The 15,095-nt window shown below is 63.2% G+C and carries 19 protein-coding genes; 4 read left to right on the top strand and 15 right to left on the bottom strand.

What is annotated here, in order from left to right; all coding sequences use genetic code 11:
* Positions 1-130 precede the first annotated feature (130 nt).
* Positions 131-1,327, top strand: coding sequence for an MFS transporter (locus tag BFP90_RS22820; RefSeq protein ID WP_065894768.1), 1,197 nt, complete (start codon positions 131-133; stop codon positions 1,325-1,327).
* Here the strand turns inward: BFP90_RS22820 and BFP90_RS22825 are convergent.
* The 3 genes from BFP90_RS22825 to phnN form a co-directional block, all read right to left on the bottom strand.
* Positions 1,324-1,728, bottom strand: a complete 405-nt coding sequence (locus BFP90_RS22825) for a type II toxin-antitoxin system HicB family antitoxin (protein ID WP_065894766.1) — start codon at positions 1,726-1,728, stop codon at positions 1,324-1,326. The genes BFP90_RS22820 and BFP90_RS22825 overlap by 4 nt on opposite strands.
* A gap of 11 nt (positions 1,729-1,739) precedes the next feature.
* Positions 1,740-1,928, bottom strand: a complete 189-nt coding sequence (locus BFP90_RS22830; protein ID WP_065894764.1) for a type II toxin-antitoxin system HicA family toxin — start codon at positions 1,926-1,928, stop codon at positions 1,740-1,742.
* Between the two features lie 128 nt (positions 1,929-2,056).
* Positions 2,057-2,623 carry a phosphonate metabolism protein/1,5-bisphosphokinase (PRPP-forming) PhnN gene (phnN, locus tag BFP90_RS22835; protein ID WP_065898043.1) on the bottom strand — a complete coding sequence of 189 codons (567 nt, stop codon included), beginning with the start codon at positions 2,621-2,623 and terminating at the stop codon, positions 2,057-2,059.
* A 622-nt stretch (positions 2,624-3,245) separates the two neighbouring features.
* On the opposite strand from phnN, the gene BFP90_RS22840 reads away from it, so the two are divergent.
* A complete protein-coding gene (locus BFP90_RS22840) occupies positions 3,246-3,521 on the top strand; it encodes a DUF6124 family protein (RefSeq protein ID WP_065898044.1) in 276 nt (91 codons plus the stop codon).
* Positions 3,522-3,685: 164 nt separating this feature from the next.
* Here BFP90_RS22840 and BFP90_RS22845 read toward each other — a convergent pair whose 3' ends face one another.
* The 10 genes from BFP90_RS22845 to ccmA form a co-directional block, all read right to left on the bottom strand.
* Positions 3,686-4,081: a hypothetical protein gene (locus BFP90_RS22845; protein WP_065898045.1), complete on the bottom strand. Its 396-nt coding sequence runs from the start codon at positions 4,079-4,081 to the stop codon at positions 3,686-3,688.
* A 15-nt stretch (positions 4,082-4,096) separates the two neighbouring features.
* Complete coding sequence (gene ccmI, locus BFP90_RS22850) at positions 4,097-5,281, bottom strand: c-type cytochrome biogenesis protein CcmI (protein ID WP_065898046.1); 1,185 nt, start codon at positions 5,279-5,281, stop codon at positions 4,097-4,099.
* Positions 5,274-5,747, bottom strand: coding sequence for a cytochrome c-type biogenesis protein (locus BFP90_RS22855; RefSeq protein ID WP_057722736.1), 474 nt, complete (start codon positions 5,745-5,747; stop codon positions 5,274-5,276). Before BFP90_RS22855 ends, ccmI begins: the two co-directional genes overlap by 8 nt.
* A complete protein-coding gene (locus BFP90_RS22860; protein ID WP_065885177.1) occupies positions 5,744-6,280 on the bottom strand; it encodes a DsbE family thiol:disulfide interchange protein in 537 nt (178 codons plus the stop codon). The genes BFP90_RS22855 and BFP90_RS22860 overlap by 4 nt, the downstream gene beginning before the upstream one ends.
* Entirely contained in the window at positions 6,277-8,262 is a 1,986-nt protein-coding gene (locus BFP90_RS22865; protein WP_065894758.1) for a heme lyase CcmF/NrfE family subunit, read from the bottom strand. Before BFP90_RS22865 ends, BFP90_RS22860 begins: the two co-directional genes overlap by 4 nt.
* A 3-nt stretch (positions 8,263-8,265) precedes the next feature.
* Positions 8,266-8,721 (bottom strand): cytochrome c maturation protein CcmE, encoded by a 456-nt coding sequence (ccmE, locus tag BFP90_RS22870; protein WP_065894757.1) that lies wholly within the window; start codon positions 8,719-8,721, stop codon positions 8,266-8,268.
* Entirely contained in the window at positions 8,718-8,894 is a 177-nt protein-coding gene (gene ccmD / locus BFP90_RS22875; RefSeq protein ID WP_065885174.1) for a heme exporter protein CcmD, read from the bottom strand. The genes ccmE and ccmD overlap by 4 nt, the downstream gene beginning before the upstream one ends.
* Positions 8,891-9,646: a heme ABC transporter permease gene (locus BFP90_RS22880; RefSeq protein WP_065898047.1), complete on the bottom strand. Its 756-nt coding sequence runs from the start codon at positions 9,644-9,646 to the stop codon at positions 8,891-8,893. The genes ccmD and BFP90_RS22880 overlap by 4 nt, the downstream gene beginning before the upstream one ends.
* A gap of 84 nt (positions 9,647-9,730) precedes the next feature.
* Complete coding sequence (gene ccmB / locus BFP90_RS22885; RefSeq protein WP_065885198.1) at positions 9,731-10,399, bottom strand: heme exporter protein CcmB; 669 nt, start codon at positions 10,397-10,399, stop codon at positions 9,731-9,733.
* Positions 10,396-11,031: a cytochrome c biogenesis heme-transporting ATPase CcmA gene (ccmA, locus tag BFP90_RS22890; protein WP_065885172.1), complete on the bottom strand. Its 636-nt coding sequence runs from the start codon at positions 11,029-11,031 to the stop codon at positions 10,396-10,398. Before ccmA ends, ccmB begins: the two co-directional genes overlap by 4 nt.
* A 200-nt stretch (positions 11,032-11,231) precedes the next feature.
* Here ccmA and BFP90_RS22895 point away from each other — a divergent pair, with 200 nt between their 5' ends.
* Both BFP90_RS22895 and BFP90_RS22900 read left to right on the top strand, forming a co-directional pair.
* Positions 11,232-12,809: a flagellar hook-length control protein FliK gene (locus BFP90_RS22895; protein ID WP_065898074.1), complete on the top strand. Its 1,578-nt coding sequence runs from the start codon at positions 11,232-11,234 to the stop codon at positions 12,807-12,809.
* A complete protein-coding gene (locus BFP90_RS22900) occupies positions 12,806-13,135 on the top strand; it encodes an EscU/YscU/HrcU family type III secretion system export apparatus switch protein (protein ID WP_065885171.1) in 330 nt (109 codons plus the stop codon). Before BFP90_RS22895 ends, BFP90_RS22900 begins: the two co-directional genes overlap by 4 nt.
* A 183-nt stretch (positions 13,136-13,318) precedes the next feature.
* Here the strand turns inward: BFP90_RS22900 and glp are convergent, their stop codons facing one another.
* On the bottom strand, positions 13,319-14,545 hold the full coding sequence (glp, locus tag BFP90_RS22905; protein WP_065898048.1) for a molybdopterin molybdotransferase MoeA: 1,227 nt from the start codon (positions 14,543-14,545) through the stop codon (positions 13,319-13,321).
* Positions 14,529-15,068 (bottom strand): molybdenum cofactor biosynthesis protein B, encoded by a 540-nt coding sequence (moaB, locus tag BFP90_RS22910; protein WP_065885168.1) that lies wholly within the window; start codon positions 15,066-15,068, stop codon positions 14,529-14,531. Before moaB ends, glp begins: the two co-directional genes overlap by 17 nt.
* Between the last annotated feature and the right edge of the window lie 27 nt (positions 15,069-15,095).

Raw genomic sequence — 15,095 nt, forward strand, 5'->3', positions numbered from 1 at the left:
CCCTCCCACATTGGTTTGGCATTGAATCATTATTTCGCGGCATGACAGTTATCACCACAAGCGGCCTACTCAGCGCCGGCCGATGTCTTTACTCTCTCATCCCATCGTCCTTCGCCTGCATGAGAACCCCATGAATGCTACCCCCCACGCTGCCGGCACCATGACCCGAGGCATGGTCATGCTGTTTGCGTTTTGCTGCGGCGCCATCGTCGCCAACATCTACTACGCGCAGCCGATTATCGAACTGATCGCGCCGGACATCGGCCTCACGCCGGCAATGGCCAGCCTGATCGTGTCGCTCACGCAGATCGGCTACGCCCTGGGCCTGTTCTTCCTGGTGCCGCTGGGGGACCTGCTGGAAAATCGCAGGCTGATGATCATCACCACGGTGGTTGCCATCGCCAGCCTGTTGGGCGCCGCGTTCACCGAGCAGCCCAACCTGTTTTTGCTGGTGTCACTGCTGATCGGCTTCAGTTCGGTGTCGGTGCAGATCCTGATCCCGTTGGCCGCACACCTGGCGCCTGCCGAATCCCGTGGCCGGGTGGTCGGCAGCATCATGGGCGGCCTGCTGCTGGGCATTCTGCTGGCGCGACCGGTGTCCAGCGTGGTGGCGGACCACTTCGGCTGGCGGGCGATGTTCATGGCGGCGGCGGCATTGATGGCGTTTATCAGTGTGGTGTTGATGCTGACCATTCCCAAGCGCCAACCGACGCACAGCGCCAGTTACGGCCAGTTGCTGGGTTCGCTGGGTACCTTGCTGCGTGAGCAGCCGGTGTTACGCCAGCGTGCGTTTTATCAAGGTTGCATGTTTGCCGCGTTCAGCCTGTTCTGGACCGCCGCGCCACTGGAACTGGTGCGCAACCACGGCCTCAGCCAGACCCAGATCGCGATCTTCGCCCTGGTCGGTGCCATCGGTGCCATCGCCGCGCCTATCGCCGGGCGGCTGGCCGATGCCGGTCACACTCACCGCGCCTCGTTGCTGGCGATGCTGCTGGGCGCGCTGAGTTTCCTGCCGGCCTTCGTGCACCCGCTGTACAGCGTGATCGGCCTGGCGGTAACGGGCGTCGTGCTGGACTTCTGCGTGCAGATGAACATGGTCCTCGGCCAGCGTGCCGTCTACGCCCTCGACGCCCATAGTCGCAGCCGCCTGAACGCGCTGTACATGACCAGCATCTTCATTGGCGGTGCCTTCGGCTCGGCGATTGCCAGCAGCGTGTACGAACACGGCGGTTGGCTGGGCGTGATGCTGGTGGGCAGTGCATTCCCGCTGGTGGCGTTGTTGCGGTTCCTCAGTGCGTCGCGGCAGGTAGCGGTCGCCAACGCTTAAGAACGCACCAACTTCTCCAAAGCCGCATCCGCCAGAAATGACGAGCGGCTTTTGACGTTGTGTTCACGCACGTAACGGTCGATGCGTTGGATCACATAACCGGGCAAGGTCACATTGACCTTCTCGGTCTTGCCCAGATAGGGCGAGATATCCAGCTCCAACATGCCCCAGCCCATACCGGCGTAGTCTTCATGGGCGTGATGAGTGGCAACCGAGGTTGGCATTGGAATCACCCCGCCCTCTGCGGCAATCTCCTGCAGCATGAGGTGCGCCACTTCCACGGCCGCGTTGTAGGCCTCTTCGAAACTGTCCCCGGCGGTGACGGCGCCCGGAATATCGGGGATCTGGATACCGGTGGCGGTGAAGTCATCGCCCCATTCGATACAGATTGGGTATTGCATGCATGCTCTCCTTAAAACTGAAACAGCCCGGCGCGTTTCCTGATGCTTCTGACGGTGCCCATAGGCAGATCCTTCTTCGGATGCGGCACCGGTATCGTGTACGGGTTATAGCGGTGGGTGAAAAGGTGATGGCTGCCGGTAACCCGATCCAACACCCAGCCCGCTTCCAGCAACTCCTTGATCAATAGCCTGCTTTGCACCGTCGCCTCCTTGGCTCGGACCGAATAAAAGTAACCCTAGAGTTATATTTATTCAAGCACAGAATGGCCAAGCCTGACTGACGGTTGTTTTACCGGATATTGATGAGAGGTTCGGCGCCGCTTCAGGCTCAAGCCGAGTGCGCGTGGTCCAGGCAACACAGCAAACGGGCGACCGTATGTTCCAGCGGGCCGGAGTTATCCAGCACGAACAAACCCGCGCCATTGGCGGCGATCAGCGCCTCGGTGAACTGCGCGTTGCGCGCCAGACGTTCCTCGATGTCCGCCAGGGCCTCACGCCCGCGCGCGACCAGGCGCTGGCGCAGTACGGCTTGATCAACGGTCAGCAGCAGTACCCGCAGCGTCGGGTAACGCTCGCGGGTTTGCACCAGATACGCACGGGAGCCATTGACCAGCACGTCCTCCCCGGCCGCCAGCCACTCGTCAATCTCCTTGGGAATGCCGTAGGACAACCCATTGGCCTGCCAACTGAGGGCAAACGCGCCCTCCGCCTGCATCGCTGCAAACTGCGCCGGGCTCACGCCTTGCGCCGCCTCGCCCACCGCTTCCGCCGAGCGCGTAATCACGCGGCGCACAACGCGGCAGCCATGCTCGGCCAACCGTGGACGCGCGGCATCCAGCAGGCTGTCCTTGCCCGAACCTGAAGGTCCGATGAGATAGATCAACCTGCCTGCCATCACACCACTCTCTTTGCTTGTTTTCGCATGGGTTGGCCCCTGGCCCGGTTTGCCTGGTACCGCAGAGTATATCCAGCGATTGCCCGGCAACCAGGCCGGCGGTGGTCACCTTACCGGGAAAGGGTGAGCGGTGACAGCGGTGGATGGCTGCGCTGCTTACTCGTCAGCACTCAGACGGCGCAACGGCTGAGCCAGCCAGGATCGTTCCCACGCTCCGCGTGGGAATGCCGCTCTGGACGCTCCGCGTCCTGCTTTTTGCGCACTGGTGACGCGGAGCGTCACGGGATGCATTCCCACGCGGAGCGTGGGAACGATCAAAACGGCGCAACGCTTGAGCCAGCCAGGAACTTTCCTACGATCTGCGTGGCTTGCAGTTGCTATAACGCACCGTTAGCCTCTCGCAGTCGCTGCTCATCAGCGATCAGGCTTGGTCGCCTGGGTTAGAATGGCGCACAGTGCCGCGCAAGCGGCATTCTTGTGCTCGCGTTATGGCGGGCTGTGCGCGGGAGGGCTCAGGGCCCTGCCGGGTTTCCATTCCCTGGTCGACCAACCTGCGTACAGCTCGCCACCCTTCTGCTTGGTCGCGGACGTGGTGAGCTCCAACTGAATGGAGACTGACCGCATGAAAAAAGTTACGCCAAATCCCCCATCATTCCACTCGGATGACCTTTCACAAACCTCACCCAACCTCATCTTCACCGTCCGACCCGGCCTCGGCACCGAAGCGGCGTTAAGCAATGCCAGCGAAATGCTGGAGTCGGCGACAGTCTGTGCGTACGACTGCGCCGAGCATCTGGATGGCTCAGGCCGCAAGCAGGTGCTGGCGGTCGTGCAGATGATGGAAATTGCACAGTTGTTGGTGAATGAGGCGTTGAACCGGGAGTGTCCTGTAGCTTGATAACAAGATCGTTCCCACGCTCCGCGTGGGAATGCCGCTCTGGACGCTCCGCGTCCTGCTTTTTGCGCACTGGTGACGCGGAGCGTCACGGGATGCATTCCCACGCCGAGCGTGGGAACGATCAATCAGAGGCAAGAAAAAGGCGACCCGAAGGTCGCCTTTTGTCATTGCGCGTATTGCTTGCTCAATCCAGGCGGCACGCCTTGCACGCTGGTCTCTTCCCACGGCCCGTTCGGGCTGATGGAGCGGCTCCAGCCGTTGCTCCAGCGGTAGTAGGTGCGCTGGCGGTAGAACGTGTCGGGCTGGTCGTCGAGGACGTACACCTGCATCTTGCCGTCCCAGTGGCTGGCGGCGCCTGGGGGTGGGGCGAAGGTCGGCGATTTGCTCGGCAGCGGTTTTGGCGGCGGGGTTACCGGGCCGGAGGGTTTGGTGTCGGGCTGGGTCGACGGGCCCGATGGCGGGATGGTCGGGCCGGTGGGGCCCGGAGGTGGCCGGTGAACCGCACAGGCGCTCAGCCCCACGACGAGGCTGAGCAGGGTCATACGTGCAAATGCGTTCATGGGCCTTTCCTCCAATTACTTATCCGGACTGTCGATGGTCAGCTGCTGCAGCGCAGTCATGCTGCTGGCCAAGGGTTGGCTGCGGCCGATCCACTCGCCAGCGGTTGGAACACCTGCCCGGGATATGCGCGCAACCAGTTGGACTTCAGGGAAGTTGGACAGTTTCAACTGCGGCATCATCGCGTCGGCATCGCTCAGTTCCACGGTGACAGGCAGTTCGGCAACGGTGACCCGTTTGGCCGCGAGCGGCGCAGGCGGGCCGCTGACGGCGCGGGCGAAGATAAACACGCTGTCACCCGGCAGGGCCTTGGCTTTCACGTCGGCGGACAGGTCCACGCGCACTTTCAGCACCGCCTTTTGCGCAACAGTGCCGCCGCTCTCCCGGAGCTTTTGCGCAGCGCGATCGATACCGCCTTGCAGCGCCACACGGGAATTGTCGTCGGGCGGCAGTTGCGCCAACAGACGATTCCAGTAGTCGATAGCCTCCTGATAGCGCTGGCCTTCAAAGGCGGCAATACCGAGCAGGCCGAGGCTGGTGACTTCCTTTGGATCGAGCTTCAGGGCTTCGTCGGTCAGCGCCTGAACCTTGGGCGACCACTGTTTGTTGTCGGCAAAATACTGCGCCTGGGCCCACTGCCCGAGCAACTCGGGCTGGCGACCGGCCAAGGCAACGCTGCGTTCAAACACCTTGGCGGCATCGGCGGAGCGATCCTGGGCCATGTAGGCACGGCCCAGGAAGTACAGGCCCTCAGCTGAATCCGGTTGGGCCACTGCGGCACGTTCCAGGCGCTGCGTCATGTCGGCCATCGACACCGGCGGCTGGGAAAACTCGCGGGTCAGCTCGACCTTGTCGCTCGCCCCGTAATGCAGGTACAGCGCAACGCCCAGCACCGGCACGAGAAACGCCGCCAACACTGGCAGAGGTTTGCCCAGGCGTGATTCGCGCGGTTTGCCCACGCCTTCGGTATCGGCCAGCAACTCACGTGCAGCTTCGGCGCGGCCGGTATCGAGTTGCGCCGCATCCAGGACGCCGTCGTCGCGCTGCACTTGCAGTTCGGCGACGCGCTCTTGGTACAGCGCCACGTTCAGCGCGGTGCGATCCTCCTCGCGCTGGGCACGACGGCCGCGCAGCACAGGGATCAACAGGAAACTCAGGGCAATCAACAGCAGCAGGCCGGCTGCGAGCCAGAAATCAATCATCGGTCTTGGTGTCCAGCAGTTGGTCGAGGCGTTTACGCTCTTCGGGGGACAGCGCGTCGCTGCCATCGGCAGGTGCGGCGCGGCGACGACGCACAATGACGGCCATCACCACCACGCCGGTCAGCAGCAGCCCGGCGGGGCCGAACCAGAGCAGCGCGGTCTTGCCGGTAAGCGCCGGTTTATAGCGCACAAAATCACCGTAGCGGTCGACCATGAAGTCGATGATCTGCTGGTTGTCCTTGCCCTCCCCCAGCATGCGGAAGATTTCCTTGCGCAGGTCGGCGGCGATGGGCGCGTTGGAGTCGGCGATGTCCTGGTTCTGGCATTTGGGGCAGCGCAGTTCCTTGGTCAGCTCGCGGAAACGCTCGCGATCACCGTCATTGGCAAATTCGTAGGTGTCGATGGCGGCGTGGGCCACACCGGCCAGGCCCAGCGCCAGTACAGCTGCGACTAACAGACGCTTCATGGTTTGGCCTCGTCGACCAGCGCCTGGTACTTGGCAGCCAGTTGCTCGCGCCACACCACCTCGTCGATCACGCCGACGTACTTGTCGCGGATCACGCCTTTAGCGTCGATAAAGAAGGTTTCCGGAGCGCCATAGACGCCGAGGTTCAGGCCGAGGTTGCCGTCTTCATCGCGAATATCCAGCTGGTACGGGTTGTGAAATTCGGCCAGCCACTTCAAGGCTGCTGCATTGTCGTCCTTGTAGTTGATGCCATAGATCACCACGCCTTTCTCAGCGAGTTTGTTCAACACCGGGTGTTCGACGCGGCAGGAGATGCACCAGGTGCCCCACACGTTGACCAGCGCCGGCTTGCCCAGCAGGTCGGCGCGGGTCAGTTGCTTGTCGCCCTGCACCGTGGGCAGCGAGAATTCCGGGAACGGCTTGCCGATCATGGCCGACGGCAACTCGGCCGGGTCCAGGTACAAGCCGCGATAGAGGAACACTGCCACCACCAGGAACGCTGCCAGCGGCAACACCATCAATCCACGCTTCATACCGCCGCTCCCATGCCGAGGGCTTCACGCACCCGGCTCTTGACCTTGACCCGATACCGCCGGTCCAGCGCTGCGAGCAAACCACCCAACCCGGTCAGCAAGCCGCCGAACCAGATCCAGCGCACGAACGGTTTGACATGTACGCGCACTGCCCAGGCGCCATCGCCCAGGGGTTCACCCAACGCCACGTACAGGTCACGGGTGAAACCGGCATCGATGCCCGCCTCGGTCATCATCGAACTCTGCACGGTGTACAGGCGTTTTTCCGGGTGCAGCACGGCGATTTCCTTACCGTTGCGCACCACGCGTACGGTGCCTTTGTCTGACGTGAAATTCGGTCCTTCAAAGTGCCTGGCGCCTTCGAAGATGAACTGGTAACCGCCCAGGTCCATGGACTCGCCGGGCGCCAGGCGCAGGTCGCGCTCGGCGCTGTTCTGGCTCGACAACACCACGCCCAGGGCGCAGACGGCGATGCCGATATGGGCGATCTGCATGCCCCAGTAGCTGCGGGTCAGGGTCGGCAGGCCTTTGATCAGGCCCTTGTGGCGGGTCTTGTCGGCGATATCGCGCACGCCGGCCAGCAACACCCAGGCGGCGAGCAGGAAGGTGGCGAGCACCGCCCAGTTGAAGTCGCCGTAGGCAACCCCGGCGATCACAGCCAGGGCCACACTGCCCAGCAGCACCGGCATCAGCATGCCGGCCAGCCATTTCACCGGGGTGTCTTTCCAGCGCACCAGCACACCGACCGCCATCACCACCATCAACAGGCCCATCAACGGAATGAACAAGGCGTTGAAGTACGGCGGGCCGACGGACAGCTTGGCGCCGCTCAAGGCATCCAGCACCAGGGGGTAGAGGGTGCCGAGCAGAATCATCGACGCCGCCACCACCAGCACCAGGTTGTTACCCAGCAGCAAGGTTTCCCGCGACCACAGATTAAAGCCGACCTGGCTCTTGACCACTGGCGCGCGCAGGGCGAACAGGGTCAGCGAACCGCCGACGACAAACAGCAGGAAGATCAGGATGAATACGCCGCGCGCAGGGTCGGAAGCAAACGCATGCACCGACGTCAGTACGCCCGAACGCACCAGGAACGTGCCGAGCAGGCTGAGGGAAAATGCCGCGATGGCCAGCAACACGGTCCAGCTCTTGAACACGCCGCGTTTTTCGGTGACGGCCAGCGAATGAATCAGCGCGGTGCCGACCAGCCAGGGCATGAAGGAGGCGTTTTCCACCGGGTCCCAGAACCACCAGCCGCCCCAGCCGAGCTCGTAATAAGCCCACCATGAACCGAGGGTGATACCAATGCCGAGGAAGGCCCAGGCGACGATGGTCCATGGCCGCGACCAGCGCGCCCAGGCCGCATCGAGACGCCCGCCGAGCAAGGCGGCGATGGCGAAGGCAAAGGCCACGGAAAAGCCGACATAGCCCATGTAGAGCATCGGCGGGTGCACGATCAGACCGATGTCTTGCAGCAGTGGGTTGAGGTCATGCCCGTCCACGGGGATCTGCGGCAGGATGCGGCTGAACGGGTTGGACGTCATGATCAGGAACAGCAAAAAACCGATGCTGATCATGCCCATCACCGCCAGCACCCGCGCCAGCATGACCTGCGGCAACTGGCGGGAGAACACCGACACGGCGAAGGTCCAGCCACCGAGGATCAGCGCCCACAGCAGCAGCGAACCTTCGTGGGCGCCCCACACGGCGCTGAACTTGTAGTACCAGGGCAGTGCACTGTTGGAGTTATTGGCGACATAGGCGACGGAAAAGTCGTCGGTCATGAATGCGTAGGTCAGGCAACCGAAGGCGAACAGCAGGAACGCGAACTGCCCCCAAGCGGCCGGCTGCGCCAGGCTCATCCACAGGCGGTCACCGCGCCAGGCACCGAGCAACGGCACCACGGCCTGGACGATGGCAAAGCACAGGGCGAGGATCATCGCCAACTGGCCGAGTTCGGGAATAAACAAAGCGGCGTTCATGACTCAGCCCTCCTTGGCAGGGGTTGGGGCGGATTGGCCGCTGTCCTTGAGGGCTTTGGTCACCTCCGGCGGCATGTATTTTTCATCGTGCTTGGCCAGCACTTCATCGGCCACCACCACGCCACTGGCGTTGAGCTTGCCCAGGGCGACGATGCCCTGGCCTTCGCGGAACAGGTCCGGGAGGATGCCACGGTAGGTGATGGTCACGGATTTGCTGAAGTCGGTGACCACGAAACTCACATCCAGGGAGTCTGCGGAACGCTTCAAGGAGCCCTTTTCGACCATGCCGCCGGCGCGGATGCGCGTATCGACCGGCGCTTCGCCATTGGCGATCTGGGTCGGGGTGTAGAACAGGTTGATGTTCTGCTGCAAGGCACTCAAGGCCAGACCCACGGCAATGCCGACGCCGGCCATGATGGCGAGAATGATCAACAGACGCTTTCTACGCAGCGGATTCACTTTTCGGTCTCCCGGCGCAGACGACGCGCCTCTTGTTGCAGGTAACGCTTGCGCGCCAGCAGCGGCGCGGCGACGTTGAGGGCCAGCACCGCCAGGCAGATGCCATAGGCCGTCCAGACATACAGGCCGTGATGGCCCATGGCGAGAAAATCACTGAAAGAAGCAAAACTCATCCGCGCGCTCCCAGGCAGGCTTGCACGTGGGCCTTGACCCAACTGGCGCGGGCTTCACGCTTGAGCACTTCGAGGCGCATGCGCATCAGCAGCACGGCGCCGAAGAAGCAGTAGAAGCCCAGCACCATCAGCAGCAGCGGCGCCCACATCTCCACCGGCATTGCCGGTTTTTCGGTGAGGGTGAAGGTGGCGCCCTGGTGCAGGGTGTTCCACCACTCGACCGAGTATTTGATGATCGGGATGTTGATCACGCCGACAATCGCCAGCACCGCGCAGGCCTTGGCGGCGCTGTCGCGGTTGCTGATCGCATTGCCCAGGGCGATCAGGCCGAAGTACAGGAACAGCAGGATCAACATCGACGTGAGCCGCGCATCCCACACCCACCACGAACCCCAGGTGGGTTTGCCCCAGATCGCGCCGGTGACCAGCGCCACGGCGGTCATCCACGCCCCGATGGGTGCAGCGCATTGCAGGGCGACGTCGGCAAGCTTCATCTTCCACACCAGGCCGACGATGCCGCATACCGCCAGCATCACATAGCAGGACTGCGCCAGCATGGCGGCGGGCACATGGATATAAATGATGCGAAAGCTGTTGCCCTGCTGATAGTCCGGTGGCGCAAAGGCCAGGCCCCAGACCAGGCCGATGCCGATCAGCAGCACCGCGGCGACGCTCAACCACGGCAGCAGTTTGCCGCTGATGCCATAGAACCATTTGGGCGAGCCGAGCTTGTGAAACCAGGTCCAGTTCATTGCTGTTTCTCACGGTTGCTTCTTGTCATGGCAAGAAGCGTAGGGTCTTTACTGGCCAAGCGTGTAACGCCTGGCCAGACCTCATTATTCGCCGACGCTGATCTTCAGGCCGGCCGCTATGGCAAAGGGTGTCAGGGTTACCGCCAGGGCGGCCAGGCTGCCAAGCCACAGGAGGTAACCGGTTACCGGCATCCCCATCAGCGCGGCCTGCAATGCACCGCTGCCGAGGATCAGAACCGGGATGTACAAAGGCAGAATCAGCAGGGCCAGTAACAGGCCACCGCGCTTCAAACCGACGGTCAACGCTGCGCCCACCGCCCCCAACAGGCTGAGCACCGGCGTACCGAGCAACAAGGACAGGAGCAGCACCGGCAAGCATTCGACGGGCAAGCCCAGCATCAGCGCCAGCAGCGGCGAAAGCAAGACCAGCGCGAGGCCGGAAAAAGCCCAGTGTGCCAGCACCTTGGCCAGTACCAGAAGTGGCAACGGGTGCGACGAAAGGACCCACTGTTCCAGGGAGCCGTCCTCGAAATCACTGCGAAACAGCCCGTCCAGCGAGAGCAACACGGATAAAAGCGCCGCGACCCACACCAGTCCCGGGGACAAGGTTTGCAACAGTTTAGTCTCGGGACCGACCGCCAACGGGAACAAGGCGATCACGATGGCAAAGAACACCAGCGGGTTGGCCAGTTCGGCCGGGCGACGACACAACAGGCGTGCTTCGCGGGCAACCAACAGGGCGAATACGCTCATGCCGACCACCGCCCCAGGTCCAGCTCACGGTAACCGGCGGGCAGGCGCGTCAGGCTGTGGTGGGTGGTGAGCAGCACCGTACCGCCCTGCTCACAGTGCCTCGCCAGGTGCTCCTCGAGCTGGGCGACACCGTGTTTATCGAGCGCGGTGAAGGGTTCGTCGAGGATCCACAGCGGCGCGCCCGGCAGGTACAAACGGGCCAGGGCCACCCGGCGCTGCTGGCCCGCGGACAGGGTGTGGCAGGGAACATCTTCAAAGCCCTTCAGGCCCACGGCAGCCAGGGCCTGCCAAATGGCGTCACGGCTGGCGCGGTGATGCAGGGCGCTGAGCCAACTGAGGTTTTCTTCGGCCGTGAGCACGTCCTTGATACCGGCGGCATGACCGATCCAGACAAGGCTGCGCGCCAGTTCTGTGCGTTGTTCGGCGAGAGGCTTGCCGTTGAGGCGCACAACCCCGGCCGTCGGCTGCATCAGCCCGGCCAGCAAGCGCAACAGGCTGGTCTTGCCGCTGCCGTTGGGCCCGCTGACCTGCACCATGTCACCGCCCGCCAGGCGCAGGTCGAGGTGCTCGAACAGCAGGCGCAGGTCGCGTTCACAGGAGAGCGCTACGGCTTCAAGAAGAGGGCTGGTCAAGAGATCGCGGGCCTTTACGGTTCAAGTCGGCGGTGCAGCGGCCGTTATAGAAAGGAGCACAATAACGGCTTTGGCGACCGATTTTAGAGAGCTGGATCAAATAGTTGTGAGGTTTTTAGCGCTCTCTTTGCAGACGGGCGGCATTATACATGCGATGCCTTACGCTAAAGAGAGCAATTTCCCCAGAGACGATGCGCACCATGACCGGCGAGATCAACCTTCCTACGCTTCCTCCCACCCCGTCAGCCGGGCAAAGCCCTGCGCCTGCGCCTGGGGCACTGCTCAAACTGCTGGAGCCGCAGGTCGGGCTGATTGACCCTGGGAAAACCGCGAATGCGGAAGTCATTGCCCTTAAACAAGGCGGTGAAGCCTTTCAGTTGCTGCTCAAGCTGACCCTGGACGGCGGCCGCCAGACACTGGTGCAGGCCAGCAGCGCCCAGCCCTTGCCCTTGGGCAGCAATGTGGCGGTGAGCCAGACGCCGGCGGGCAACCTGACCCTCAGCCTGCAACAGGCCTTGAGTGCCAACATCGCCGCCCTCACCCGCATCGATACGGCCAAGGTCCCGGAAGGTACGCTGTTGCAAGCCAAGGTACTGACCACCCAGATGCTGCCCCAGGGCACGGCGCAACCGGCGATCTATCGTTCGTTGGTGACGGTGCTGAATAACGCCCTGGCCGGCGCGACACTGACGGTGGAAAGCCCACAACCGCTGCGCGTGGGCAGTTTGCTCAGCGCAGTGGTGCAGAACGCGCAGACCCTCAATTTCGTGCCGCTGAGCGGGCTCAAGGACCAATTGGCGGTCACCCAGCAACTGTCGACCCAGCAAAGTCGCCAGGGCTCCCTGGATGCGGTCTTCACTGCCCTGCAAAACCTGCCCCGTGGCGACAGCACGTCCGCCGACCTGCGCGCCGCCGCCGACCGTCTGCTCGCTGCGTTGCCCGACCTGGCACAGGTCAGTAACCCCAAAGTCCTGGCTCAAGTGATCCAGAACAGCGGTGCCTTTCTGGAAGCCAGATTACTCGCAGGGCAGAATCCCCAGATACCGCCTCTGGATATGAAGGGCGCACTGCTGCGCCTTGTCGCGGACTTACTGCCCGCCCTGCCCGCCAGTACCAACCTGAACGCCATTCTTGCGGCCAACACGCTGGCCCATGTATTGCCCAACTTTGTGCGCAGCCCACTGAACACGCTGGGCCAGGTCAGCGCGCGGCAGGCCCCGGTCAGCTTTCCACTGCCCGAGCGGCTGATGGCCAAGCTTGAAGGCGAAGGCGACCTGGAAAACCTGCTGCGCCTGGCCGCCGGGGCGATTGCCCGATTGCAGAGCCATCAGCTGTCGAGCCTGGAACAGACCGGCACCACCGCCGACGGCCGCCTGCAAACCACCTGGCAACTGGAAATCCCGATGCGCAGCCTGCAGGACATCGTCCCATTGCAGGTGAAGTTCCAGCGCGAGGAGCCGGCGCCCGACAAGGAGCAGCCCGAGCACAAAGACCGCAAAGACGCCAAACACATGCTCTGGCGCGTCGAACTGGCGTTCGATATGGAACCGCTGGGGCCGTTGCAGGTGCAGGCGCAATTGACCCAGGGCAAACTCTCCAGCCAGTTGTGGGCCACCCGTGCCTTCACCGCCAGCCTGATCGAAAATCACCTGGGCAGCCTACGCGAGCGCCTGGTGGCATCCGGGCTCAACGTCGGCGACCTGGATTGCCACCTCGGCAGCCCGCCGCGCGGGCCAAAAACCGGACTGGAACAACGCTGGGTGGATGAAACCGCATGAAGAACGCTGCCCCTCCCCGCCAGGCGATTGCCCTCAAGTACGATGGCCAACAAGCGCCCACCCTGACCGCCAAGGGCGACGAGGCCCTGGCTGAAGCGATCCTCAAGCTGGCGCGGGAAAACGAAGTGCCCATCTATGAAAATGCCGAGTTGGTGAAGCTGCTGGCGCGCATGGAGCTGGGCGACAGTATTCCAGAGGAGTTGTACCGCACAGTGGCGGAGATCATTGCGTTCGCGTGGACGCTGAAGGGCAAGTTCCCGGTGGGGTACGACCCGGATGCGGGGCCGGTGGAGCGCGATGTCACCGAGCGTGGGGATGATTACTGAGTAATCCACAAGCTACCAGCCAGTCAAGCGTACATCGCCGTCTGTAGGAGCGAGCTTGCTCGCGAAAAACCTCAACGATAACGCGTGCTTTCTGAATGAACGCAGCGCCTGTGAGTTTTTCGCGAGCAAGCTCGCTCCTACAAAAAGCCTTAAGGCAAGCCCCCTCCCACATTCAGATCCAGGTCAGTTCAGAACTTCGCTCAGGGGAATGAAATTGACCCGGTCGCCGACGGCCAACGTGGTCCCTTCCACCACTTCCACAAACCCTTCAGCCCACGCCGCGCTGCGCAGCACACCGGAGCTCTGGTTGTGGTAGATGATCGCCTTGCCCTGCTCGATGCGCCCGCGCAAGTACTCGCGACGGTTGCCGGGCCTGGCCCAGACGAACCCGGCCGGCACGTCGAAACGCAATGGCTGCACATCCTCCACACCCAGGCGGCGCAGCAGGTAAGGCCGAGCCAACAACGAAAACGTCACCAGGGTCGACGCGGGGTTACCGGGCAGGCCGATCACCGGCACGCCACGAAAATGCCCGAAGGTCAGCGGCTTGCCCGGCTTGATCGCCAGTTTCCACAGCGCCAGCTCGCCCTCTTCACGCAGGGCAATGCCCAAAAAATCCGCCTCGCCCACCGACACTCCGCCCGTGGACAGAATCAAGTCGACGCTGCCCAGTCCGGCCAACCGCGTGCGGGTCTGTTCCAGGTCGTCCGGCAGGATGCCAGCATCGATCACTTCGCAGCCCATGCGCGTCAGCCAACTGCACAGCACGCGGCGGTTGCTGTTGTAGATCTGGCCCGGCCCCAGGGGCAATCCAGGCTCGATCAGCTCATCGCCGGTCGACAGCACCGCCACCCGCGCACGTCGCACCACCTCGAGGCGATCACGCCCAAGCGAAGCAGCCAGGCCCAGCTCGATCGGGCCCAGGCGCGTACCTGCGGCCAGTACCAACTCGCCGACCGTGGTTTCCTGGCCTTGCGGGCGGATGTTCTGACCCGCTTGCAACGGCTCGCTGAAACTAACGCACTCGTCGCTGTGAACGGTTGCGTTTTCCTGCATTTCGACGCAGTCCGCGCCCGGAGGCACCGGCGCCCCGGTAAAGATGCGCGCACAGGTGCCGGGCGCCAACGGCTCAGGCGCAGTGCCGGCGAAAATACGCTGGCTGACCGGCAACGGCGCGCCGGCCCAGTCCGCGACGCGCAGGGCATAGCCATCCATGGCACTGTTGGGCCAGGGTGGCAGGTCGAGGGTGGAGACCAGGTCCTGTGCCAATACGCGGCCATCGCACTCGGCCAGGCGCACGGTTTCGTGCTCGCGGATCGGCGCGGCGTCGGCCATGTCCAGCAAACGCTGCAAAGCCGCTTCCACCGGCATCAAGGCGCCGGTTTTGCCGGGCTTATCCACGGGTTTCACAGGGCTGGGCCTGCTTCAGGTGCGGCACGAAATTGCACGGCCGATGACGGTTGTCCAATTGTTCAGCCAGAATACCGTCCCAACCGGTGCGCACGGCATTGGTGGAGCCCGGCAGGCAGCACACCAGGGTGCCATTGGCCAGGCCGGCCAGGGCGCGCGATTGCACGGTGGAGGTGCCGATATCGGCCACCGAGATCTGGCGGAACAGCTCGCCAAACCCATCGACCTGCTTGTCCAACAGGCAGCTCACCGCTTCGGGTGTGCTGTCGCGGCCGGTAAAGCCGGTGCCGCCGGTGATGAGCACCACCTGCACCACGTCTTCGGCGATCCAGTGGGCGACCTGGGCGCGGATTTTGTAAAGGTCGTCCTTGAGCAGCACGCGCTCGGCCAGGGTATGGCCGGCGGCGGTCAGGCGGTCGACGAAGACCTGGCCCGAGGTGTCTGTGTCCAGGGTGCGGGTGTCGCTGACGGTCAATACAGCGATATTCAGAGGTACGAAAGGCGCATCAGCCTTGGCTTTCATGGCACGGTCCGGTTGTCGAAGGAACAG

It is taken from the genome of Pseudomonas sp. 24 E 13 (assembly GCF_900004715.1).
Lineage (GTDB): Bacteria > Pseudomonadota > Gammaproteobacteria > Pseudomonadales > Pseudomonadaceae > Aquipseudomonas > Aquipseudomonas orientalis_A.